At 36.5% G+C, this 22,573-nt stretch carries 20 protein-coding genes and 1 tRNA gene; 6 read left to right on the top strand and 15 right to left on the bottom strand.

Going from position 1 to position 22,573, the window contains the following annotated elements; genetic code table 11:
* Positions 1-314: 314 nt before the first annotated feature.
* The 7 genes from Q4503_RS12850 to Q4503_RS12820 all read right to left on the bottom strand — a co-directional run bounded on the left by Q4503_RS12850 (position 315) and on the right by Q4503_RS12820 (position 7,626).
* A complete protein-coding gene (locus Q4503_RS12850; RefSeq protein ID WP_303602513.1) occupies positions 315-725 on the bottom strand; it encodes a DUF4826 family protein in 411 nt (136 codons plus the stop codon).
* A 54-nt stretch (positions 726-779) separates the two neighbouring features.
* Positions 780-1,883 (bottom strand): phosphoribosylaminoimidazolesuccinocarboxamide synthase, encoded by a 1,104-nt coding sequence (locus Q4503_RS12845; RefSeq protein ID WP_215973847.1) that lies wholly within the window; start codon positions 1,881-1,883, stop codon positions 780-782.
* 516 nt (positions 1,884-2,399) lie between these two features.
* Complete coding sequence (rplT, locus tag Q4503_RS12840) at positions 2,400-2,759, bottom strand: 50S ribosomal protein L20 (RefSeq protein WP_159820908.1); 360 nt, start codon at positions 2,757-2,759, stop codon at positions 2,400-2,402.
* A 16-nt stretch (positions 2,760-2,775) separates the two neighbouring features.
* Positions 2,776-2,970, bottom strand: a complete 195-nt coding sequence (gene rpmI / locus Q4503_RS12835; RefSeq protein WP_159820909.1) for a 50S ribosomal protein L35 — start codon at positions 2,968-2,970, stop codon at positions 2,776-2,778.
* Between the two features lie 206 nt (positions 2,971-3,176).
* Complete coding sequence (gene infC, locus Q4503_RS12830) at positions 3,177-3,734, bottom strand: translation initiation factor IF-3 (protein WP_215973846.1); 558 nt, start codon at positions 3,732-3,734, stop codon at positions 3,177-3,179.
* A gap of 113 nt (positions 3,735-3,847) precedes the next feature.
* Complete coding sequence (gene thrS / locus Q4503_RS12825) at positions 3,848-5,758, bottom strand: threonine--tRNA ligase (RefSeq protein WP_215973845.1); 1,911 nt, start codon at positions 5,756-5,758, stop codon at positions 3,848-3,850.
* 185 nt (positions 5,759-5,943) lie between these two features.
* Positions 5,944-7,626, bottom strand: a complete 1,683-nt coding sequence (locus Q4503_RS12820) for an NAD(P)/FAD-dependent oxidoreductase (protein WP_303602512.1) — start codon at positions 7,624-7,626, stop codon at positions 5,944-5,946.
* Positions 7,627-7,771: 145 nt separating this feature from the next.
* Between Q4503_RS12820 and fdxA the strand changes: the two genes are divergently transcribed.
* From fdxA to Q4503_RS12800, 4 genes are all read left to right on the top strand, one after another.
* The gene (gene fdxA, locus Q4503_RS12815; protein WP_215973843.1) at positions 7,772-8,101 is read left to right on the top strand and encodes a ferredoxin FdxA; all 330 of its coding nucleotides are present in this window, start codon (positions 7,772-7,774) and stop codon (positions 8,099-8,101) included.
* 121 nt (positions 8,102-8,222) lie between these two features.
* A complete protein-coding gene (locus Q4503_RS12810; RefSeq protein ID WP_215973842.1) occupies positions 8,223-8,636 on the top strand; it encodes a V-type ATPase subunit a family protein in 414 nt (137 codons plus the stop codon).
* A gap of 180 nt (positions 8,637-8,816) precedes the next feature.
* Complete coding sequence (locus Q4503_RS12805) at positions 8,817-10,184, top strand: MATE family efflux transporter (RefSeq protein ID WP_303602511.1); 1,368 nt, start codon at positions 8,817-8,819, stop codon at positions 10,182-10,184.
* A 91-nt stretch (positions 10,185-10,275) separates the two neighbouring features.
* Positions 10,276-10,352, top strand: a tRNA-Val gene (locus Q4503_RS12800).
* Between the two features lie 417 nt (positions 10,353-10,769).
* Here Q4503_RS12800 and Q4503_RS12795 read toward each other — a convergent pair.
* Positions 10,770-12,584, bottom strand: a complete 1,815-nt coding sequence (locus Q4503_RS12795; protein WP_303602510.1) for a carboxypeptidase-like regulatory domain-containing protein — start codon at positions 12,582-12,584, stop codon at positions 10,770-10,772.
* A 380-nt stretch (positions 12,585-12,964) separates the two neighbouring features.
* Positions 12,965-13,993: a YecA family protein gene (locus Q4503_RS12790; protein ID WP_303602509.1), complete on the bottom strand. Its 1,029-nt coding sequence runs from the start codon at positions 13,991-13,993 to the stop codon at positions 12,965-12,967.
* Between the two features lie 272 nt (positions 13,994-14,265).
* On the opposite strand from Q4503_RS12790, the gene Q4503_RS12785 reads away from it, so the two are divergent.
* Positions 14,266-16,227 carry a DEAD/DEAH box helicase gene (locus tag Q4503_RS12785; protein ID WP_303602508.1) on the top strand — a complete coding sequence of 654 codons (1,962 nt, stop codon included), beginning with the start codon at positions 14,266-14,268 and terminating at the stop codon, positions 16,225-16,227.
* Between the two features lie 59 nt (positions 16,228-16,286).
* On the opposite strand, the gene Q4503_RS12780 is transcribed toward Q4503_RS12785, so the two are convergent.
* Positions 16,287-17,300: a hypothetical protein gene (locus tag Q4503_RS12780; protein WP_303602507.1), complete on the bottom strand. Its 1,014-nt coding sequence runs from the start codon at positions 17,298-17,300 to the stop codon at positions 16,287-16,289.
* A gap of 45 nt (positions 17,301-17,345) precedes the next feature.
* A complete protein-coding gene (locus Q4503_RS12775; protein ID WP_303602506.1) occupies positions 17,346-17,936 on the bottom strand; it encodes a hypothetical protein in 591 nt (196 codons plus the stop codon).
* A gap of 318 nt (positions 17,937-18,254) precedes the next feature.
* Between Q4503_RS12775 and Q4503_RS12770 the strand changes: the two genes are divergently transcribed.
* Complete coding sequence (locus Q4503_RS12770) at positions 18,255-18,620, top strand: hypothetical protein (RefSeq protein WP_303602505.1); 366 nt, start codon at positions 18,255-18,257, stop codon at positions 18,618-18,620.
* 214 nt (positions 18,621-18,834) lie between these two features.
* Here the strand turns inward: Q4503_RS12770 and Q4503_RS12765 are convergent, their stop codons facing one another.
* The 4 genes from Q4503_RS12765 to Q4503_RS12750 form a co-directional block, all read right to left on the bottom strand.
* Positions 18,835-19,344 (bottom strand): GNAT family N-acetyltransferase, encoded by a 510-nt coding sequence (locus tag Q4503_RS12765; protein ID WP_303602504.1) that lies wholly within the window; start codon positions 19,342-19,344, stop codon positions 18,835-18,837.
* Between the two features lie 71 nt (positions 19,345-19,415).
* On the bottom strand, positions 19,416-20,099 hold the full coding sequence (locus Q4503_RS12760) for an ABC transporter ATP-binding protein (protein ID WP_215973823.1): 684 nt from the start codon (positions 20,097-20,099) through the stop codon (positions 19,416-19,418).
* Positions 20,096-21,298 carry an ABC transporter permease gene (locus Q4503_RS12755; RefSeq protein WP_303602503.1) on the bottom strand — a complete coding sequence of 401 codons (1,203 nt, stop codon included), beginning with the start codon at positions 21,296-21,298 and terminating at the stop codon, positions 20,096-20,098. The genes Q4503_RS12760 and Q4503_RS12755 overlap by 4 nt, the downstream gene beginning before the upstream one ends.
* Positions 21,298-22,464, bottom strand: coding sequence for an efflux RND transporter periplasmic adaptor subunit (locus tag Q4503_RS12750; protein WP_303602502.1), 1,167 nt, complete (start codon positions 22,462-22,464; stop codon positions 21,298-21,300). The genes Q4503_RS12755 and Q4503_RS12750 overlap by 1 nt, the downstream gene beginning before the upstream one ends.
* Between the last annotated feature and the right edge of the window lie 109 nt (positions 22,465-22,573).

Genomic DNA, 22,573 nt, shown 5'->3' with positions numbered 1-22,573 from the left:
TAATTACATACTCTACACCCTGAGTCGTATTTAATGTAAAGCCACATTAAACATATTATCCATTAAAAGAATAAGTGTAGAAGATAGGTTTATGCTTTACCACACAATTTATAAATTTAAAGCCTTTACACTTGAGGTAATTTAGGAAAAATAGTGGTTTGTTATACCGAAATATAAACAGAGGAATAAAAGAGAGGTGTATTAACGACGTTATTTTCTTATGATTTAACATAGAGTAAACAACGTCATTAATATGTTATGACTTAGCTGTTATGGGTTAGCTATTATTACTTGTACTTGCTAATTGGTTGTTACTACGGCTTAATTTCCCAAAGATTATCTTGTGCAACAAGATCATATAAAACTTCCGCTTTACTAATTAATACTTGAGCAAATTTTTCTTGTTCTTTTTCGCCAGTTTGCAATAACCCTTCGGCTTGCATTTGCCATTTTAATGAAAAATGACGTGCTGCATCTCTAGCACTACCAGCAACATTGACAGCATTGTAATCACTTGGCAAATCACCACAAATAACCCAATAATAATTACCGTCAAGTGCCTTTAGTTTCCACACCGACATAAAATTCATAAAATAACGACTTTCTTCGGCTGAAACACTATTCGTTACCAGCCCTTGACTCGCTAAATACTTAGTTGCTATTTGATATTGCTCTCTAATCCATTGCTGCTGTTGTTCAACCGTCATTTTTTCTTCTTGTGCCATGATAACCTCTTAATATTTTTAATAATAATGCTAATAAAAGTGAATAAATATAAACTAATCAATCAACTGATATTGCTCACGTAATATACTGACGATCTCAGCTTTTGGGTTATCACTTAATACAATTTTTTCACCGGTAATTTTTTCTGCTATATCAATATAGGTTTTAGAAACATCCATCAATACTGATAACGGCAACTCATTATCACGTGCCAACGCTTCACGCTCAGGCATACGCTCTTTATTTAATAATATATCGGCATCAGGAAAATGTTGCAGTAATAGTTGGCGAAAACCTTCTTTTGAATTTTCAACAACGTTGCCAGCCTGATACTGCTCACCATCCCAAATACGAGATGAATCAGGTGTACCAACTTCATCCATATAAATTAACTTATCATTACCTGCTTTGTCTTTTACATAGCCAAACTCGAATTTTGTATCAACAAAAATTTGATCTATTTTGTTTAACGCCGTAGAAATAACATTAAAACCTTCCGTAAGCAGTTTTTCATATAAGCTAATATCGTCTTTAGATTTGAAATTAAATGCTGCAAAGTTGTCTTCAATATTCTTACGAGTGATATTAACATCATCGGCTTCTGGCACACCTGGTATTCCTTTTAGAATACCCTTAGTTGAAGGTGTTTGTAATAACTCAGGTAACTTACTATCTTTCGTTAAACCTTCAGGTAATTCAATACCACAAAAATCGCGTTCACCTTTTACATAACTTCGCCACATAGATCCGGTAATATATTGACGGCAAATGGCTTCAATCATCACAGGCTTAGCTTTTTGTACTATCCACACAAATGGATGAGGAATATCAAGAATATGGCTATCTGCAAGGCCTTGCTCTTTAAACAGCTTAAACCAATGGTTTGAAATAGCATTAAGAGCTGCACCTTTACCAGGTACACCTTTCATACCACCCTCACCTTGCCAAATGCAATCAAAAGCAGAAATTCGATCACTAATAACCATAATAGCTAATGGTGTATCGCTAGGCACATTATAGTTCTTTTCTTCAATTAAGCGCTTACTGTCACTTTCAGTTAACCAATAAACAGAGCGAACCTTACCGCTATGAACGGGGGCATCGGTACGAATAGGTAAATCATTATTTATCGCTAAAACTTTATCAGCTAAATTCATGGAGGTAGACCTTAACATTAAGACTTAAAAATAATTGTAATGAATAATATCTTTAGTATTTATTAGGAGCAAATAAAATAGTATTTATTACCTTAATCTTTGTTTATTAATATCATTTAGTGTTACATAACAGCTTTTATGCCGTTGAATTATACAATTGCGATTTAATCTAATTGAATTAATTTAGAGTAGTTTTTACACGTTAGTTCAATTTCAAAAATAAATGTACGAGGATTATACTTACTTATTAAGTATATTTAATGTAGAAATCAGCTTATACCAGTTTCATTAATTAAGTGAACAATTTTATGCGTAGAAAAAATTGCCAAATACAAGGCATTTATTTCAATAACTAGTTGTTCTAATTATTAAATAAATAACGATGTCGTTGGTGATTTTAGCAAGTAGGAATGATCACATAGTTAGTGAGATTGGTATTAATACCAGTTTCATTAATTACTTAAAAAAGAAAAGGACGCCAATAGGCGTCCTTATCTAGTAAAGCTAATTCAATTCTTATGCAGCTAAAGAAGCTTTCGCTTTTTCAACTAAGAATGTGAATGCTGCTTTATCGTATACTGCGATGTCAGCTAGGATCTTACGGTCAATTTCAATCGAAGCTATTTTCAAGCCATTGATGAATTTGCTGTAAGATAAACCATTTTGACGAGCTGCTGCGTTAATACGAGCGATCCAAAGCTGACGGAATTGACGTTTACGTTGACGACGATCGCGGTAAGCGTATTGACCTGCTTTAGTTACTGCTTGATAAGCAACACGATAAACACGACTACGTGCTCCGTAATAACCTTTAGCTTGCTTTAGAACTTTTTTGTGACGTGCACGAGCTTGTACACCACGTTTTACTCTAGCCATTTTCTATATCTCCTAATTAACCGTGACGTAAAAGTTTTTTAACTGACTTAATGTCAGATGCAGCAATCATGTGCTTAGCACGAAGATGACGCTTAACTTTAGTACGACGCTTAGTCAAGATATGACGAAGGCCAGCTTGTTTGAACTTGTAGCCAGAAGCTGTTTTTTTAAAGCGCTTTGCAGCACCTTTATTGGTTTTCATTTTAGGCATGTGAATAACTCTCAAATGTATACCTTAACCATAAATGGTAGGTATATGCCAAATATTAAGTAGCGAGGGCGAAATTGTTATCAGCAAAAATGATAATAAACAATTTACTTGCAAGCCTGTACTACCAGCGTAAAGATAAAATTGGTGAATTAAGTTCTCAGTATTATTTAAAAGAATGAAAACTTAATTACTTGTCAAACCAAAGATTATCTATTTTTAGGGGCTAGAACCATCACCATTTGACGTCCTTCTGCTCTACGCGGAAAGAATTCTAGAACCGTTAAATCTGCTAAATCGTTTTTAACGCGAGTTAGTAGCTCTAAACCAAGCTCTTGGTGGGCCATTTCACGGCCACGGAAACGTAATGTTACCTTGACCTTGTCGCCGCCTTCTAAAAAGCGTTTCAGGTTACGTAATTTCACCTGATAATCGCCTTCATCTGTACCAGGACGGAATTTAATTTCCTTAACCTGTATTTGTTTCTGCTTTTTACGTTGCTCTTTCTGTTCTTTAGATTTTTCATAAAGAAACTTGCCGTAATCCATAACACGGAGTACCGGAGGCTTCGCCGTTGGGCTTATTTCAACAAGATCAACACCTGCTTCGTCAGCTTGGTTCATAGCTTCATCTAATGTAACTATGCCACCTGCTTCGCCGTCAAACTTAATTAAACGAACTTCGTTATCAGGAATACCTGTGATTAACTCATTTAAACGATGTGCTGGCTCTTTTTGCCCGCCTCGTTGTCCACCTTTAATAGCCATGTTCCTCCAAAGAACTTTGTTCCAAGTAATCGACGTTGTTAAAATTTAGCGATTACTCAGATTAAAAAATATTTTTATGTTTGTTTTATACTCTATTATAAGTAATTTTAACGCTAAGTACGAGAACTAACTTCTTCACTTAGTTTCGAAATAAAGCTATCAACAGACATTTTACCTAAATCTTCACCACTTCGAGTTCGTACTGCAATTTCGCCAGATTCCATTTCTTGATCACCAACTACTAACAAATATGGAACTCTCTTTAAAGTGTGCTCGCGGATCTTAAAGCCTATCTTCTCATTTCTCAAGTCTAACTTTGCTCTAAATCCATTTTCTTTTAGTTTTTTCACTACTTTTTGACAATATTCGCTCTGTTTGTCCGTAATATTCATTAATGTCACTTGAATTGGCGATAACCACGTTGGGAATTTCCCAGTGAACTCTTCAATTAAAATACCAATAAAACGTTCAAGTGAACCTAAAATTGCACGATGAATCATCACCGGAATGTAACGTTCGTTATCTTCACCAACATAAGTTGCGCCTAAACGCTCTGGTAAAGCAAAATCTAATTGCACTGTGCCACATTGCCAAGCACGACCTAAACAATCCATTAAGGTAAATTCAATTTTAGGACCGTAAAAAGCACCTTCACCAGGTAAATATTCAAACTTAATATTACTGTCAGTTAATGCTTGCGCTAAACCAGCTTCCGCTTTATCCCAAACTTCATCACTACCAATACGATTTTCTGGACGAGTAGACAATTTAACAACAATATCTTCAAAGCCAAATGATCCGTAAACGTCATATACCATTTCGATACATTTTTTCACTTCATCTTGAACTTGTGATTCCATACAGAAAATATGTGCATCATCTTGCGTAAAACCACGAACACGCATTAAGCCGTGTAAAGATCCTGACGGTTCGTTACGGTGACAACAGCCAAACTCAGCAATACGTAAAGGTAAATCACGGTATGATTTTAAACCTTGGTTAAATATTTGCACATGACCTGGGCAGTTCATTGGTTTTATTGCGTATTCACGCTTTTCAGATTCAGTAGTAAACATGCCATCAGCATATTTATCCCAGTGACCTGACTTTTCCCAAAGACTTCTGTCCATCATCATTGGCGCTTTAACTTCGTCGTAATCATACTCATGAAGTTTTTCACGCACAAATTTTTCTAATTCGGTATAAATTGTCCAACCGTCGTTATGCCAAAACACCATGCCTGGCGCTTCTTCTTGCCAGTGGAATAAATCGAGTGTTTTACCAATTTTACGGTGATCACGCTTTTCAGCTTCAGCTAAACGCACGATATACGCTTTAAGTTGTTTTTTATCAGCCCATGCAGTGCCGTAAATACGTTGCAACATTTTGTTGTCTGAATTACCGCGCCAGTAAGCACCCGCAACTTTCATTAATTTAAAATGATGACAATGACGCATACTTGGTACATGAGGACCACGACACATATCAATATATTCTTGATGATGATATAGCGCAGGTGTGTCTGTTTTCTCGATATTTTGATCAAGAATTTCTAATTTATAAGTTTCACCACGTTCAGTAAAGGCATCGTATGCATCTTGCCAAGAACCGGTTTTTTTCACAACTTCATAACCAGTGCGGGCTAATTCAGTCATGCGTTTTTCTAATTTCACTAAATCATCTTCAGTGATTGATTCTTCTAAATCAACATCATAATAAAAACCATTATCAATGGTTGGGCCTATAGCCATTTTCACATTAGGGTATAATTGCTTAATAGCATGTCCTAATAAATGCGCACATGAATGACGAATGATCTCAAGCCCTTCGCTATCTTTACTGGTAATAAGTTGTAAAGCGGCATCTTGGGTGATTAATTCACAGGCATCAACAAGATTTCCATCGATACGACCAGCAATTGTTGCTTTCGCTAAACCTGGGCCAATATCAAGTGCTACATCCATTACAGATACTGCATTGTCAAATGAACGTTGTGAACCATCTGGGAGAGTAATTACAGGCATTAAATTTCCTTGTCAGTGGCGACACACACTAAGTGCCGCTTGATGTTTATTATGTTTAAAGTAAATGAAAAATCGATAAATATTGAAGATTATTCTAACGCATTGAACTCACTATAAAAGCGCAAAGAATAATTCGAGGTCAGCAATATAGGGCAATTTAGCTTAATTTGCAATTTTTTTAGCAACTATTGTGACGATTCAAGCATTGATAACGCCATTGCTTCAGCTATTTTAATACCATCAATGCCCGCTGATAAAATTCCCCCAGCATAACCTGCACCTTCACCTGCTGGGTATAAACCTTTAGCATTTAAACTTTGCAATGTTGTTCTATCACGCGTTATTTGAATAGGTGATGACGTACGTGTTTCAACAGCAGTTAACGTAGCATCTTTCATTGAAAAACCTTTAATCTTACGTTCAAAAGCAGGCAACGCTTCTCTAATGGCAGTAACAGCATAATCAGGTAATGCTTCACTTAAATCACAATAAACCACACCGGGTTTATAAGAAGGTATAACACTACCGTGCTCGCCGGTTTTATTTCCAGCTAAAAAATCACCAACAAGCTGCACAGGTGCATCATAATTTTCACCGCCCATCTTAAAGGCTTGCTCTTCTAATCGACGTTGAAACTCAATACCTGCTAATACTGAGTTATCTTTAGAAGCAAATTTACCCGAGGTATAATCTTTTGGCTCTATACCGACCACAATAGCACTGTTTGCATTACGTTCATGGCGAGAATATTGGCTCATACCATTAGTAACTAATCGGCCCTCTTCTGATGCTGCTGCTACTACCGTACCACCTGGGCACATACAGAAACTATAAACACTGCGACCATTACTCGCATGATGCACAAGTTTATAATCGGCTGCGCCTAAGATTTCATTACCGGCATTTTTACCAAAACGTGCTTCATCAATAACAGATTGTTCATGCTCGATACGAAATCCAACTGAAAAAGGCTTAGCTTTAATATAAATACCTTCATCAAACAGCATTTTAAAGGTATCTCTGGCGCTATGGCCTATCGCTAAAGCAATGTGGCTTGTTACAATATGCTCACCACTGGCTAACGTTAACCCTGTTACTTGTTTAGCCGTAAAGTCGCTTAATTCCTCTTCATCAAAAATAACACTATCATCATTTTCAAAATGAATTTGTTCAACTTTTTCACCAAAGCGCACTTCGCCGCCTAATTCAAAAATTTTAGCACGCATTTTTTCAACCATAGTCACTAGTTTAAACGTACCAATGTGAGGCTTGCTTACATATAAAATTTCTTCTGGTGCGCCCGCATCAACAAACTCATGCAAAACTTTACGGCTATAATGTTTAGGATCTTTTACTTGGCTATAGAGTTTTCCATCAGAAAACGTACCTGCCCCACCCTCACCAAACTGTACATTTGACTCTGTATTTAATATTTTTTTACGCCAAAAACCAAAGGTGTCTTTAGTGCGCTCTCTTACTTCTTTACCACGCTCTAGAATAATCGGTTTAAAACCCATTTGTGCCAAAACTAAACCAACAAATAAACCACAAGGTCCCATGCCAATAACCACAGGACGCTGCGTTAGTTTTTCTGGTGCTTGTGCGACAAACTTATAAGCCATGTCAGGTGTTAATTTCACATGTGGATCTTTAGCAAAAAAAGCAAGTAATGCCTCATCCTTAGTTGTAGTAACATCTAAGGTATAAATTAAGAAAATATTACTTTTTTTACGAGCGTCGTAACCACGTTTAAATACGGTAAAATTAACTAATTCAGCGTTAGTTATGGCAAGTTTGTCAAGTATTGCCTGCTCAATAGCATCAGCTGGATGATCTAAAGGTAATTTAATATCGGTTAAACGCAACATGGTCTGAGATCCAAAAATAAGGGCTGTATATAAATATGGCGGCATTTTACCTGATAGTAAGACGCATACCAATTAAAACAAGAGATTGAATTTAAAATAAAGCAAGGTATGATCCACACAAAATTGATTAAAGAGTAAATAAATTATGGCTTTTGTTGTTACCGATAATTGTATTCGTTGTAAATACACAGATTGTGTTGCGGTATGTCCGGCAGACGCTTTTTTTGAAGGTCCAAACTTTCTTGTTATTAACCCAGACGATTGTATTGACTGTGATTTATGCCCAGTTGAATGCCCTGCAGGTGCTATTTATCAAGAAGATGAAGTCCCCGAAGATCAACAAGAATTTATTAAACTAAATGCTGAGCTTTCACAAATTTGGCCTAGAATTACCGACGTTAAACCTGCTCCTGAAGATGCAAAGGAATGGGATGGTGTTGAGAATAAATTAAAATTTTTAAAAATTGAAGATTAATAAATATTTATATATTCAAGATATCCACGTAAAGGCCGATATAAAATAACTGAGGCAATCTCACTGATAAAAATTACAAAGACCTTATCAGCTCATCAATGTTATAAAATAGGACGTCGTTATGGATAACATGACTGTTAATATAAAAACACCAAATCATCAATCGAATCAAATAAACAAGTTTTCTACAATAAAAGATGATGAAGCATTAGATACTAACCCCCTTGCTTCTACTCAAATTAGCAAAACGGATGAAGTCACTATTTCCCAAGAAGCAAAAGACAAACAATTAGAGGAAGTAAACTCCGCCGCACTTCAAAAAATATTAAAAACAGAAGAAGGTGAAGAAAAAGAAGATCCATTAGACCAAATGATAGAAGAATTAGAAGAGCAAATAGTAGAATTAACACAAGAAATAGCCCAACTTAATACCAATGATGAAAGCTCACAAGAAAAAGCCAAAATATTAAATGCTGAATTAGCCGGACTACAGGCACAGTTAGTAGAATTGGTAAGCCAGAAACTTGGCGCATAAAAAATAATTGTTAATGATAACTGACTATTATTGTGTCTATTTAAGTAATTGTTCACTAATAATATAGCTAACAGTAAACATTTTTTGAATAGTTAGCTGTAATGGTTGCCTGTGTTTAGCTTCTTCAATATGATGGCCTACCTTTAGTCCTTTTATTTTATAGCCTACAGTCAAAATTTAATGAACCTAACTCCCTTTTACACAAATGTTAAAAGTTTAGCTAAACTTTCTTACCCTATTCTCATCGCACAGCTTATTCAAAATTTAATGGGATTCATTGATATTGTAATGGCTGGTCGAGTTAGCGCTATCGATATGGCAGCAGTCGCTGTAGCAAATAGTATTTGGTTACCATTAATATTAACCATTTATGGTTTAGTTATGGCGCTTGCAGTCATTGTTTCCCAGCTTGCAGGAGCAAAAGACTATTTAGCCATTAGTGAGCAAACTTATCAAACCGCTTGGATTGCACTCACATTAGGCCTATCGCTTATTGGATTGTATTATCTACTGGCCCCCATGATCGCGCCAGCCATTGAATTAGAAGGTAACTTAAAACCATTATTGTTTGATTATTTACGATACATTGTTTGGGGCGCGCCTGGTTATTGCCTTTATTTAGTATTAAGAAATTACGCCGAAGGACTTTCTTATACCAAACCAACCATGGTAATTAGTATTATTGGCTTGTTGGTAAACATTCCGGCTAATTATATCTTTATTTACGGAGAATTTGGTGCGCCTGCTTTAGGTGGTGCTGGCTGTGGTGTTGCCACAGCAATTGTATACTGGGCAATGTTTCTTGGTATGTTCTTATATGCCTTTTATTCAAAAACATTAAAAAAATCATCGCTTTTCGATAAATGGTTTTGGCCAAGCTGGTCTAAAATTAAAAATATTTTAAGCTTAGGCACACCTATCGCTTTATCCTTATTATTTGAAGTTAGCTTATTTGCCGTTGTTGCTATTATTTTAGTTCCTTTTGGTGCTGAAACCGTTGCAAGTCATCAAATAGCGCTTAACTTTAGTGGCTTAATTTTCATGGTGCCATTAAGTTTAGCTATGGCGACTACGATAAAAGTTGGTAACGCATTAGGTGATAAAAATCATCAACAAGCTAAAGCGTATACCACACACGCAATTATTCTAGGCTTACTACTTGCTGTTTTTACCGCAATAATCACCTTAGTATTTAGAGTACCTATTGTTGGCATTTATACTGATGAACTTCCTGTTATAGAGCTTGCAGCAAACATTATGCTTTTAGCAACCCTGTATCAATTTTCAGACACAGTACAAGTGGTTTCTGCCGGTGCATTACGTGGCTATAAAGATACCAAATCTATTTTATATATCACGTTTGTTTCTTATTGGTTAATTGGCTTACCTGTAGGAATAGTATTAGGCATTACAGATTGGGTTACTGACAAAATGGGACCTTATGGTTTTTGGATAGGTTTTATCGTCGGTTTATCTACTGCAGCCATCTTACTTGCATGGCGTTTAAAGGTAGTTCAAGGCCGTCTTGCGTTAAAAACAATCAATTAAACTTTATTTCAGTGAATTTAAACAAAAGCGCTTGCAAGGACATAAGTTGACGGCTAACATAGCGCCCGTTGATTAATTCAATCAGCATTTTGCTCGCTTAGCTCAGTTGGTTAGAGTACTTGCATGACATGCAAGGTGTCACTGGTTCGAGTCCAGTAGCGAGCACCAAATTTTAAAAAGGCTACCTATGGGTAGCCTTTTTTCTTTCTAATGCTATATCAAGATGTTAGCTACTAATTTCTTGTTTTTAAATAGTTAACTTTTCATAATATATTACACCTTACTTAAGAAAGCCTCCTCTAAGAAACCCCAATTTACTACGGACGTCCGTAATTGTCACTACGTACATTTTTATATGAGGAATATATGATATTAAAAGGAAGTATAAATTGGTATGGGTGGCAACCCTAATAGCCAGCTTGCGTTCCAGAGTAAATGGCTGAAACCGCTTCAGGTCTGGCCTTCAATGAATCACACAAAGTGAGTTCGGACTCAAAATGTAGCAGTTTATGTAGCAAAGAGAAAGCGATTAAAAAACCCTGTGACATTTAAATTCATATCACAGAGCTTTAGGCTAAATTGAAATTAATTGGTTTGCAAGAGCACCGAATAGCTAAATGTTTTATTTGTTCCTTCTATAGAAAAATAAAAATTAAGATTAGCCTGAACATTACGAGTTAAAGGGCTTCGTAATGAAAACTCAACTGTTGTTCCATCAGCGATAATTTGACCATTTCTTAACCCTTCAAAATAAGGGGCTACAACTAAGTTAGCATCCGTTGCACTCAGGTTTCTAATGACAAAATCTTTTCCCGCCGCTGTAAGTTTGAATTTACTAACCTCATAATAAGGTACACCAATAATACTCCCTGTCGCAACTCCACTCATAGAATAGGGTATAGCTACTTCAGACCATTCTGAGAAAAAGCCATTTGCAAACAATTTTATGCTTTCTGCTTCAGCGAATACAACAACACTATCAACTACACTACTAACATCACCATCATTAACTGTTAGCGAAATTACGTACTCACCACTAACATCAGGAGTAAATGAAGGTGTTTCAGTTAATTCATTAAGCAATACAGCAGAGCTACTATTAGGGATAGAGCTAAATGACCAAAAATATGTCAATAAGTCATTATTAGCATCAGTACTTAAACTACCATCAAGAATGACCTCATTATTTATTAAAATACTACTATCATACCCCGCGTTTGCTATTGGAGGAGTGTTTTCTTGAACAACGTCTATCTCAACAGTACTTATTTGACTATTATTTTTACCATCTGTGACAATTAAGTAAATTTGATATTCACCAAGCTCAGTTGCGACAAAGTGAGGGGTTGCTGATGTATTATTTTCTAATTCAGCATTATGAATTGGCCAACCTATGATAATACCAAAAGCATTAAGTAAGGGAGATTCGCCCTCAGGGAGACTTCCCTCACCACCTGAAGGTAAAGGAAAACCCTGATCACTTACTCGATTACTCCATGAGTAGGTAATGTTATCACCATCAGAATCAAAGCTAGCTGTCCCATCTAAGTAGACAGTATCCCCTAGTTTAACAATTTGATATGAACCTGCATTAGCAACAGGTGTCGTGTTGTTTTGTTCTAAAATAATGGTTGGGGCCTGCGCAACAAAACCATCAATGAAGCTAGTATTATCAATTGGAGTCGTATCCTGTCCTCCAGTATTTTGGACTTGATGAATTGGTAATACTTCTATGGCAACCATATCAGTTTCACTAGTAGAGGTTTGCACAATAAAGCTGTTCTGACTTGCAGAAAAAGGTACATCTGAAAAAATGTAATAACCAGCTGCATCTGTGATAACAACTAACATATAATCCACGGTATCATTTGTTGCTGTTCTCTTAAGAGTAACTTCCACTCCCACCATTGGGATACCGTATTCATCTTGAACGATACCAGCAATAGAACCGTGACCATTCAATTGAGCTTCAGGTGCCTCAGCTTCAAATTCAGGGATAAAGGAAGTACTATTTTCTGTGTTATTAGTTTGGTTCGAAGGTGATACTTCGACTACAATCGAACCATAATTTGCAGATATAATGGTTACGGCATAATTACCTTGACCTTCAGGAATAGGTACATCAGAGAAATAATATGATCCAGTCTCATCTGTGGTTACTTCAAACCCACCAAGATAGACGCTTGCTCCTTCCACAGGTTCACCAGATACATTAATCACGACTCCTGTAATTGACCCCGTATTATCTTTGACTGTTTCTATAGGAGGCGTAACCTCAACGGGAGGTGGATTAGTTGAATTGTCACCTCCTCCCCCACCACCACACGCTACTAATGAGAGAATGAAAAAAAAATAAATTAAAGTCTTCTTGAATATTGATTGGAAAATATATGGCTTCAAAATTAGATTCCTTCTAATTAATATGAAATATGGAGAGATATAAAATAAAGGAAGGATTTCCTTTTTTAGCTTTTTATTTACAAATCAAGTAAATAGTTCACTCCGTCGAACTTAAATAATTGCAGTTAACTTCAATACTGTCAACAATTTCAAAGATTTAAATTGAGCAAAAGTACATAAGCTTACTCTATGTCATTAATTATGAATATAATTTAAAACCTCTTATAACTATCTCGAGCATTTGCTTCTAGTTGTAATTCAGCTAACCATTTATTTGTTTCGGCTGCCATCTGTATAACATCATCTTCTGATAGAAGAATTAACAGGGGACAGTCGCTCCAAAAACATTTAAGCGACTGTCCTTTTAAATTTTTTTAAATTTACCTTAAGCAACACTTCTTATATTTCTTGCCACTGCCACACGGACAAGGATCGTTTCGGCCAACCGCAGGTAATGAATTAACGGGCACACTGTTCTCTAAAATGGTATTTTCATCATAAAGGAGATTAGCCAATAAACCGCCCTCTTCCATTAACGAAGCAAATTCATCGAAGTCTTCATTTACAAGACTATCAGGTTCTTCATCTTCTAACTCTTCTAACTCTTCATCTTCTAAATAATCATCAGCCCAAGCACTTAAGGTATCAACAACATTAAATTGGGTTTGAATGATGCCCGCTTCAATCAACTTAGGCATACCAGTGTTACACCATGCTTTTACTTCGCATTGCTTAAAACGGTCTTCATCAAATAAGCCTTTAACAGCTGAATTTTTGCCAACAGAATCAATGTCATCTGAACTATTGTCACATAACTCAACAAACTGTTTTTTAAATTCATCAAGTTGATATTCAATGCAATAATCGGCTAATGCACTAATTAAAAAGCTATTGATGGCATTTGGCAAAGCCAAGAATGCAGCCAACCATCGTGTTACATGTGCACTTAATATAAATTCATCGATAATACCCGCTTCGTACTGAGCAAATACAGCTTCCATAGCCGATGCTTTGCAATACATCGCTTGATTACCATCTACAATATAATTACACAATGCTTGTGTATTACCATCAACCACATTATAAAATAAGGTTGGCGTTAATTCAGTGAGTGCATCTCCAAATACCGTTTCAATAGGCGTTAAAAACGTGTCGCTTCGAGCAAATAACTGCAAACATTTTTCTAACGCTGGAGAATATTTTAATTCCGCTAATAGTAAAGTGCCAAAAAATAAAATGGTCTGCTGCTCATCAGTTAACGAGGTATCATCTGCGATAAATTGGTCAATCAAGCGTTCTAATTTAGGATAAAATTCTGACCAGTTATCTTTAACTATTTCGAGACCTGCAATAGGTAATTCGTTATCTTGTGCATTACCTATTGCCAATAAAGCTTGTTCTAAATTCATGTGGATTCCGTGATAAATAATTAATGATGAGCGCAAATGCTCAATATTATATACCCGTTATCATTCAAAGTGCAGAATTTCAGTGGTAACGGGTATATGAACCTTTGGCTTTATCAAACTAAACTTAGTTGTTTATGCCAACAACCTTCATTAAAGAAAAGCTTATTATCATTTCTCGAATTCATGTTCTATATCCACCTAAATTTGCTATCATACCGGCTTTCAAAACGACGTTTAAAGCGAAGTTTAAAACCATAAGGCAATAGTACTGAGTGGCAGCTTTCCAACTTAGAGATTATCAACAAGAAGCAGTATCGAAGGTACTTAAACACTTTAAAAAAACCAACGAATCTGCAGTGATTGTTTTACCTACGGGCTCAGGTAAAAGCCTAGTAATCGCCGAACTTGCTCGCTTAGCAAAACGAAAAATACTCGTGTTAACGCACGTAAAAGAGTTGGTCGAGCAAAATCATCAAAAATTTGAAAGCTATGGTGTTACTGCCGGTATTTACTCTGCGGGATTAAAACTTAAAGAAACTCAACACCAAGTCACGTTCGCCAGCATACAATCGGCAGCCCGCAATTTAGATGACTTTAATACCCCTTACTCCTTAATTATTATTGATGAATGTCATCGCGTTAACCTAGCCAGTACTGACTTGACTGGTGAGCACTCTGTTGACCCGTCTAAAGGCTTGCTTATAGATAAGTCTCAATCCCTGCTCAAAGATAAGGCTAAAAACGCGCCAAGTGACGAATCAAAAGAAAGCGCAGGTAAACTGGGCAATAGTAATCAGTATCAACAAATTATTGATAAGTTGATGCAAGTAAACCCCGAATTGAAATTATTAGGGTTAACCGCAACCCCTTATCGTTTAGGCATGGGCTGGATTTATAAAAAGCATTATCGTGGTTTTGTTCGAACCCAAGAGAAGCGACCTTTTGAGCACTGTATTTATGAACTACCTCTGCACTATTTAATTAAAAAAAACTATTTAACCAAGCCCAATTTAGTTGATGCCACCATAGAACATTATGATTTTAGTAGCCTGCGAGCAAACGCTTCTGGCGACTATAGTCCTACGGATATAAATCACCTATTAAATAAAAACCCAAGGGTAACACAAAGCATTATTGAACAGGTCATTGAACTAGGTGAAAAGCGCCAAGGTATTATGATTTTTGCCGCGACAGTTGAACATGCTAAAGAGGTTTATAGTTATTTACCCGCCACATTAAGTGCATTAATTACTGGCGCTACCGACAATGCTGAGCGCGATGCGTTAATCAAAGCATTCAAGCGAAAAGACATTAAATATCTGGTTAATGTGTCGGTATTAACCACGGGGTTTGATGCGCCCCATGTCGATATGATTGCGATATTACGTCCAACACAATCAGTTAGTCTTTATCAACAAATAATTGGTCGAGGCCTGCGCTTAAGTGAAAACAAGAAAGATTGCTTGGTGATTGACTATACCGGCAATGATTTTGATCTTTACCAACCCGAAGTCGGTGAGAAAAAGCCAAACAGCAAAAGTCAGCCGGTGCAAGTTGTTTGCCCTAGTTGTGAATTTCCCAATATATTTTGGGGCATTTGTGATGATGACGGCTATTTAGTAGAGCACTACGGCAGACGATGCCAAGGTCTGGTTTATGCTCCCCATATCGAACAAGAGCAGCAAGAGCAACCAGAGCAGAAAATCAGCGAGAGCCAATGTGACTACCGCTTTGTTTTTAAAGAATGCCCTCACTGCGGTGGTGAAAATGACATAGCTGCGCGTACCTGTTTACAATGCTTTGAGGTATTGGTCGACCCCGATGATATGTTAAAAAAGGCACTGCAACTTAAAGATTCAAAAATAATTCGCTGCGCAGGTCTTAATTTAACCAGAGTAACTGATACAGATACTGGTAAAGGCGCTGATAAGTTAAAAATCATTTACCATGATGAAGAAGGTACTGAGCTTAATGAGTCTTTTGACTTTGCTAGGCCTATTCAGGTTAAAGCGTTCAACGCTATTTTTGCTAAACGCCTTAGCGCTAAATTAAATGTTCAACTGGGTTCAACTGAGTCGTTTGAAGTGACTACTTTAGATCAAGCATTAAAGCTAGAGAACGTACTGCCGTGTCCTGATTTTGTCATTGCCAGAAAACAAAAATACTATTGGCGTATTAAAGACAGACTTTTTGATTATCAAGGTAAATACCGAAAAGCCAATGCGCTTAAATAACCTGAACTATTGATAAACAATATGACTTAAGTGATTTAAGTCGATTTATTTGATAAGATCTAAAATCGTATTCTGTTTGTATAGCTATTCATGAGCCAACCTATATGAACAGTATCAGTTTCAACCTCTTTGACTTGAACCTTTAACCAACTTTTTCCTTCTTTATCTAGAACATATAGCATTGTGTTCTTTTCAGGCTCAAATATTATTTCAGATTTTCTACTATGGTCAGAGTATAATTTTGCGTTATTTCTATTGATATTTCGACAACGGTTCAAGCATTCTGTCGGGAATATCGACTGCATTTGAGATATTTTAGGTTTTGACGAATCTTCATAGCTTTCCCATTGGTTTTGAAGGATCAATCCGATTACCGCTCCCGATGTGATTTTTAATAAAGAAATTAATACTTTATATAAAACAGTTTTAACTTTGGGTGATAGTGTTGAAAAGTCATTGCTATTGTTAACTACTGTTATAGCTTGATTAACTAGCCCCTCTGACTCATCTTCATCTAAATTGTTTAGTTCATCGTCAAGATCATCAAAATCTTCATATTCATCTGCAAAACCAGAAAAACTAGAAATTAAGCTCTGTAAAGATCCTGACTGCATCGATGAGATCTCTTTCATCAGTGATTCAACAGGACTTCTAGGTAAAGAAAGTTGATTGAATAAGTCATATTCATTTAGATATCCAATTAACGATAAGTTACGCTGGATACCTAATGCTTGTTGAACTGTCGCAGATGTTGGCTGAGGAGCTTTTAAGTAAGAGTCTAAATTACTTAGCTCCACTACATTAGTAATACTTTCTTCAATTGTTGGAAAATCAAGTGAATATAGATTTTTTAGAGAATCTTGCAGCTGTTTAACTTGGCTACTAATTCCAAATTGATCTTGCCACAACCCAAGAGAACGTTCTAGTTCATTATATGGCGAGACATAATTTCGGATAACATCATCATATGGGTTTTGATGTATGCCTAACTGGCGAAGGGTATCATTAATTTGTCTTAGATGCTTAGGGTAAATCTCATCCATGATATTAAATATACTCGGCAACTTATCCATATTGCTTCCTGCTCTCAATTAAAAATTCACGACCTAAAAATTTCATTAAATTTTTGACTTTTCCATCTTTGAATTTATTTCCTGCTTATACCTAATCATTCGCTGCTCATCATCAGATGTCGAATAATACGGGTATCCTGATAAGGAAAACAAACAACTCACCTGCGACTCTATATCTTCAGGAAAGCGCTCTGCTTCACCTTCTGACCAAATTGTAAAAGTTTTACTGATAAGGTTATTTTCATGTAAAGGAACTAACAAAGTAGATATTATTTCATCGGCGCGAATATCTTTATATGCGCACCAATGAGGCCTTAAGTTCAAAATACCATTTTCTAAATATAATGAACATTCGATAGTGGCTTTAACAGAGTCATTTATGTCAATTCTAGCGCCAATCTCAACCATCCCTATTTCACTCGAATGAGTTCTGTTTAGTAGTTTATAAAGTGAAGGCATAGAACTACCATGATCTACAATGAGATTCCCACCAACACTTGCTAAAAGACGATTTAGTTGTTTAGTAAAGTAATCAGCATCAGTCTTTTCAGCCATATCAGTTAATTGTTTTAATTCAATGCTATAGATGTTCTTGATTCGTTCTTTGTTAATATTTCCAAAGAAAAAGTCTTTCATATTTCATCCCTAAAATTTTATTATTAATAATTACTTGTAAAACTACTTAATAGAAAGGCTAACTTCAACAAGAATTATTCAAAATAATCACTTTATTTTACTAATTGTTATTCAACCATAATAAAGAGCTGTGATTTAATCAAATCTTATAGGTGTACAAATGTTCTAAGAGTAAGAACAGAATAAATAAAAATATTGAGAGTACATCTGAACTTAACTATTAATTTTTTCTTACGGATTTACTAACAAAATACATGTAATATATTTTTCAGCGTATTTCATTTACAAAACAATTAAATTTAAACATGTGGATAAACAATGAAAAACTTCAATCTTACTCATGGTCTTAATTGGTTAATGGCCATTTTTACACTATTAGCATCTGTTGCCGTATTACAAACCTTTATTATTGGACGACACTTTATTATTCCTACTATATTATTGGTTATCACTATATTTATTGGCAACTTGGCTTGGTATGGTTTTAAGCAGGCTAAATGGGCGCAATATATAACTTTTTGGTGTGGATTTATTTTAACTAGCCATTGTTTTTTCGCTTTGTTTTGGGCAAAAAAATACCGAGAAATATTAGGTAGTGCATTCGAACCAGTAGCCGTTATTACTACCTTGTTATTATTTATATTAACGTGGTTTTATGCTCGTAAAAATCAATTATTTAATTGAGCATAAAACACAAATCATGATTGTAACTAAGCAGGCTAATAATTATTAGTTACAAGCTCTTAAACGGCTTAAATATCGTAGTATTTGTTAGTCTTTCGTTACTTTACAACAGTCTATGCGTTAAACCATACTTCAAATTAAATACGTAATACGGCCGATAACATTTTAAAATGATATCTATTTTCATGGATCAATGCCTCTTTCAAATGCTTTATTAGTTCACTTCAGGAGTATCAGAGGTGCCCACCGTTTTACTTCGTCTTTCCATTAAAACCACATCTCGCCAAACACCATTCATTTTGCCAAGCTTTTCACGCAGTCCGACTTGACGAAAACCAGTATTTTTATGCAGCTTAATACTCCCTTTATTTTCTGGAAAAATAGCCGATTGCAACATCCAAATATTATTGGCTTCTGACGCTACAATTAATGCAGACAGTAGCTTCTGGCCAACCCCTTGACCTTGGGCGTTCATGGCAACATAAACACTAACTTCAGCCACACCGGCATAAACTTCTCGATTTGATATGGGTGAAAGCGCAGCCCACCCTAGAATTGTATTATTTTCTACTGCAACAATACGCGAGTGACTGTGCATGGAGTTATTCCATTCGTCCCACGTTTTCGCTTTCAGCTGAAATGTTGCATTGCCAGTATCAATACCTTGCTGATATATGTCTTTTACAAAAGGGTAATCGCTTTGTTCAAATTTTCGAATAAACACTTACTATGTCTCCATCAACTATTTTTTACCTAACGCTAATCTATAACGCAGTTATAAAAACAACCCGTCAATTACACGCCTGCTATTTTGCCATCTACTATTCGTACAATGTCATCACAGTTTGCGGCAACGCTGTTGTCATGAGTAGAAATTAAAAACGTGGTGTTATCTGTTTGGTTTATATCACGAAGTAAATTCATTACTTGCTTTGCTGAGTCTTGATCTAAATTGCCCGTGGGTTCATCGGCAAAAACAAGTTTGGGGTTATTTATCAGCGATCGGGCAATAGCAACACGTTGTTTTTGTCCTCCCGATAATTGACTTGCCAAAAAATGACTACGGTGGCTTAGGCCAACTTTATCAAGTAATAATAAAGCACGTTTTTTAATCTCACTGGTTAACCGCCCTGTTGGCGCTGCTGCAGGAAAAGCGACATTTTCTAACGCGGTAAAATCAGGCAATAAGTTGTGATATTGGAAAACAAAGCCAAGATGTTGATTACGATAAGTAGACAACTGCGCATCAGATAAATTGATTAATGAATGATCTAACAGCCTTAGCTCGCCTGATGTTGGCCGCATTAACAAACCAAGAATATTAAGTAATGTTGACTTACCTGAGCCTGAAGCACCCTGCAATGCCATCATTTTTCCGTGCGGGATAGATAAATTAATGCCCTTAAGCACACAAGTTTCGTGCTCACCATTACGGAAAGTTTTTATAATATTGTTTGCGAACAGCAGTGTGTTTGTCATTGTTGAATAGCCTCAACAGGATCTACCGAAGACGCCGATCTTGCAGGTAATACAGCCGCCAAAGCAGAGCCAACAATGGTCAATATTATAACTAACATATAACTGCCCTCACTTGGCGCTATTGGTAACATTGCACTGCCATCAGCCTTGGTAATAGAGGCTAATTGAACGCATAATTGATAACCTGCCGCTGCGCCTAAAAAAGCACCTAACGCGCCAATAAAAACACCTTGTAAAATAAAGACAGTAGCAACAAATTGTCGAGATATTCCTGTTGCCCGCATAATGCCTATTTCAGCACGGCGGCGATAAGTCGATAATAAAAGCGCGCTAGCAATAGAAATAACAATGGCTAACAGTGCAAAGCCTTGTATAAAATTACCTGTGCGCCCTTGTGCATCGGTAGCGTCTTGCAAGCTCTTGTTTTTTTCTTGCCAAGGGGTCGATTTTAACTGTGTCGAATTTTGTAATACCATAGCAATCGCTGGTGCGTCAGCGGGATTATCCACTTTTAGTCCTAATGACGTTATACCATCTGGCAATTCGAATAATGGCCTTGCGACATTAATTGATAAAAAACCAACTCGTTTGTCTAAACTGGCTAAATTCACTCTAAAAATTCCTGTAATCGGCAACAAACGTTCTGGGCCTCGTTCCGACTTCAATAATACTGGAGTACCAACAAGTAGCCCTAATTCATCAGCTAAATCAGCACCAATAATTAAACCGCCCGTAGTTAACTCAGCAGTCCCTTTGATGATATAACGACTAATATTTGTAATCGCATCTACCTTGCTTGGCTCCACGCCTTGGATAGCAATGGGTTGCGTTGCTTCACCGCGAACCAAGAATGCATTGCCATCAACAATTGGGCTGATCACACGCACGCCCGGCGTTGATTGTGCAATATCGATAACTTGCTGCCAATTTCGTATTTGTTTTCGTTGTAAAGTAGAGACTGGTTGCGCCACAAAGCGGTTGTCGTTGGTTAATACACTTGCTATTTTATTTGCTGGCTCTAGTTCTATGTGGGCAATTTTACTGGTAGTTTCTTGTGTTAAAAAGATACTTAGGCCGTTAATTAACGCGGTGATAAATACAAACACCACAACGCTAAGCGATACACCAAGCACTAATAACAGTGTTTGTAGGCTGTTGGCTGTGATATAACGCCACGCGACTATCAGTGAAAATGGCATTAATCGTTATCTTTATTAAGGTTCATTTCAGCCGTATTCATAGCCGATGTAGAAGTATTAGCCGCATGAATATTAGGAACATTAGGAACATTAATTTTATGGGGATTAACACGCTTATTTTCAGCTAACGCTTGAGCGGCAATAGTGGCATCAAGCACAACGAGCGCTTTAGAATTCAGCCCTGTTTTTAATACCACTGAGCTTCCGGGCCAGTCAATAAAAGTGACAACTGTAGGTTTTATCTTCTGCTCAACAACAGTGTAAACAAGCCAAGTTTCTCCCTCTTTTTTCAGTGCACTTCTTGGCACACTTAACGCTTTATCAAAAGATTTTACTAAAATATTTACATCAATTGAACGCCCAGGTACAAAGTCAACATTCGCTTTGTCTAACATTATGCGGGTAAGTCTTGAGCCATTTAACGAATTTACCCTTGGTGATATTTCAGAAATAAAACCATGCTCAATTTGTTGTTTACCTGTAGGGGCAAGTAATGCTTTCATTTGTAATGAGAGCTCTGAAGCATAAACTTCATCAATTTCAGCTTCAATTTCAACAGGACCAAGCGACCCTATTTGAAAAAGCGTATCACTAAGGCTAACAACTTGCCCTTGATCTATTGGGCGGGACAGCACAATACCGTCAAGCGGACTTTTTATCAGGTAATCGTTAACACGAATAAAGGCTTGATTACGCGCTTCTTTTGCGCCAATTAATTTTGATGTAGCGGTGGCAAGGTTAGTGCGAGATTGATCAAGTAATAAATTAGCAACTAAGCCTTTTTTTGATAATTCAGCAATACGGTCAAAGTCTTGTTGGGCAAATTCCAATTGTGCTTCAAGCATATGCAAATTAGCTTCTGCTTCGGCAAGTACCGCTTGTTGAGAGGCAGAGCGCAATTCCGCAATAATTTCTCCATTTTTTACTTTATCGCCTTCATCAGCTAACAAGCGGATAATTTTACCAGGAAATTCAACTCGAACATTCACGACATCTTTAGTACGAACACGTCCCACTACGGCTAATACTAATTCTGCTTTACCAGCATTCACCTGTAAAACGTCAACATTTAATGGCGCGCTACTTTGTTTATATACATAGTTAGCAATAAACACGATAACGAGTAAAAAACACATGATCAAAAATGGTTTTTGATATTTACTCATAGCTAAAAGCAACTTCCACTTATTTGAATTGATTATAATTATAATAAGTTAAAGTAAGATTCACAAACTTACTATCTAAATCGTCAATGTCTCAATTGAAATACAATTA

Origin of the sequence: Colwellia sp. 6_MG-2023 (assembly GCF_030547765.1) — a bacterium.
GTDB lineage: Bacteria > Pseudomonadota > Gammaproteobacteria > Enterobacterales > Alteromonadaceae > Colwellia.
The sequence above is the reverse complement of the archived record's forward strand: the minus strand, read 5'-3'. Positions and strand labels throughout refer to the sequence as shown.

What these genes read in the sequence shown, in the direction of transcription:
- Q4503_RS12850 (WP_303602513.1), bottom strand. Translation starts at nt 725, where the DNA reads ATGGCACAAGAAGAAAAAATGACGGTTGAACAACAGCAGCAATGGATT.
- Q4503_RS12845 (WP_215973847.1), bottom strand. Translation starts at nt 1,883, where the DNA reads ATGAATTTAGCTGATAAAGTTTTAGCGATAAATAATGATTTACCTATT.
- rplT (WP_159820908.1), bottom strand. Translation starts at nt 2,759, where the DNA reads ATGGCTAGAGTAAAACGTGGTGTACAAGCTCGTGCACGTCACAAAAAA.
- rpmI (WP_159820909.1), bottom strand. Translation starts at nt 2,970, where the DNA reads ATGCCTAAAATGAAAACCAATAAAGGTGCTGCAAAGCGCTTTAAAAAA.
- infC (WP_215973846.1), bottom strand. Translation starts at nt 3,734, where the DNA reads ATGGCTATTAAAGGTGGACAACGAGGCGGGCAAAAAGAGCCAGCACAT.
- thrS (WP_215973845.1), bottom strand. Translation starts at nt 5,758, where the DNA reads ATGCCTGTAATTACTCTCCCAGATGGTTCACAACGTTCATTTGACAAT.
- Q4503_RS12820 (WP_303602512.1), bottom strand. Translation starts at nt 7,626, where the DNA reads ATGTTGCGTTTAACCGATATTAAATTACCTTTAGATCATCCAGCTGAT.
- fdxA (WP_215973843.1), top strand. Translation starts at nt 7,772, where the DNA reads ATGGCTTTTGTTGTTACCGATAATTGTATTCGTTGTAAATACACAGAT.
- Q4503_RS12810 (WP_215973842.1), top strand. Translation starts at nt 8,223, where the DNA reads ATGGATAACATGACTGTTAATATAAAAACACCAAATCATCAATCGAAT.
- Q4503_RS12805 (WP_303602511.1), top strand. Translation starts at nt 8,817, where the DNA reads ATGAACCTAACTCCCTTTTACACAAATGTTAAAAGTTTAGCTAAACTT.
- Q4503_RS12790 (WP_303602509.1), bottom strand. Translation starts at nt 13,993, where the DNA reads ATGAATTTAGAACAAGCTTTATTGGCAATAGGTAATGCACAAGATAAC.
- Q4503_RS12780 (WP_303602507.1), bottom strand. Translation starts at nt 17,300, where the DNA reads ATGGATAAGTTGCCGAGTATATTTAATATCATGGATGAGATTTACCCT.
- Q4503_RS12775 (WP_303602506.1), bottom strand. Translation starts at nt 17,936, where the DNA reads ATGAAAGACTTTTTCTTTGGAAATATTAACAAAGAACGAATCAAGAAC.
- Q4503_RS12770 (WP_303602505.1), top strand. Translation starts at nt 18,255, where the DNA reads ATGAAAAACTTCAATCTTACTCATGGTCTTAATTGGTTAATGGCCATT.
- Q4503_RS12760 (WP_215973823.1), bottom strand. Translation starts at nt 20,099, where the DNA reads ATGACAAACACACTGCTGTTCGCAAACAATATTATAAAAACTTTCCGT.
- Q4503_RS12755 (WP_303602503.1), bottom strand. Translation starts at nt 21,298, where the DNA reads ATGCCATTTTCACTGATAGTCGCGTGGCGTTATATCACAGCCAACAGC.
- Q4503_RS12750 (WP_303602502.1), bottom strand. Translation starts at nt 22,464, where the DNA reads ATGAGTAAATATCAAAAACCATTTTTGATCATGTGTTTTTTACTCGTT.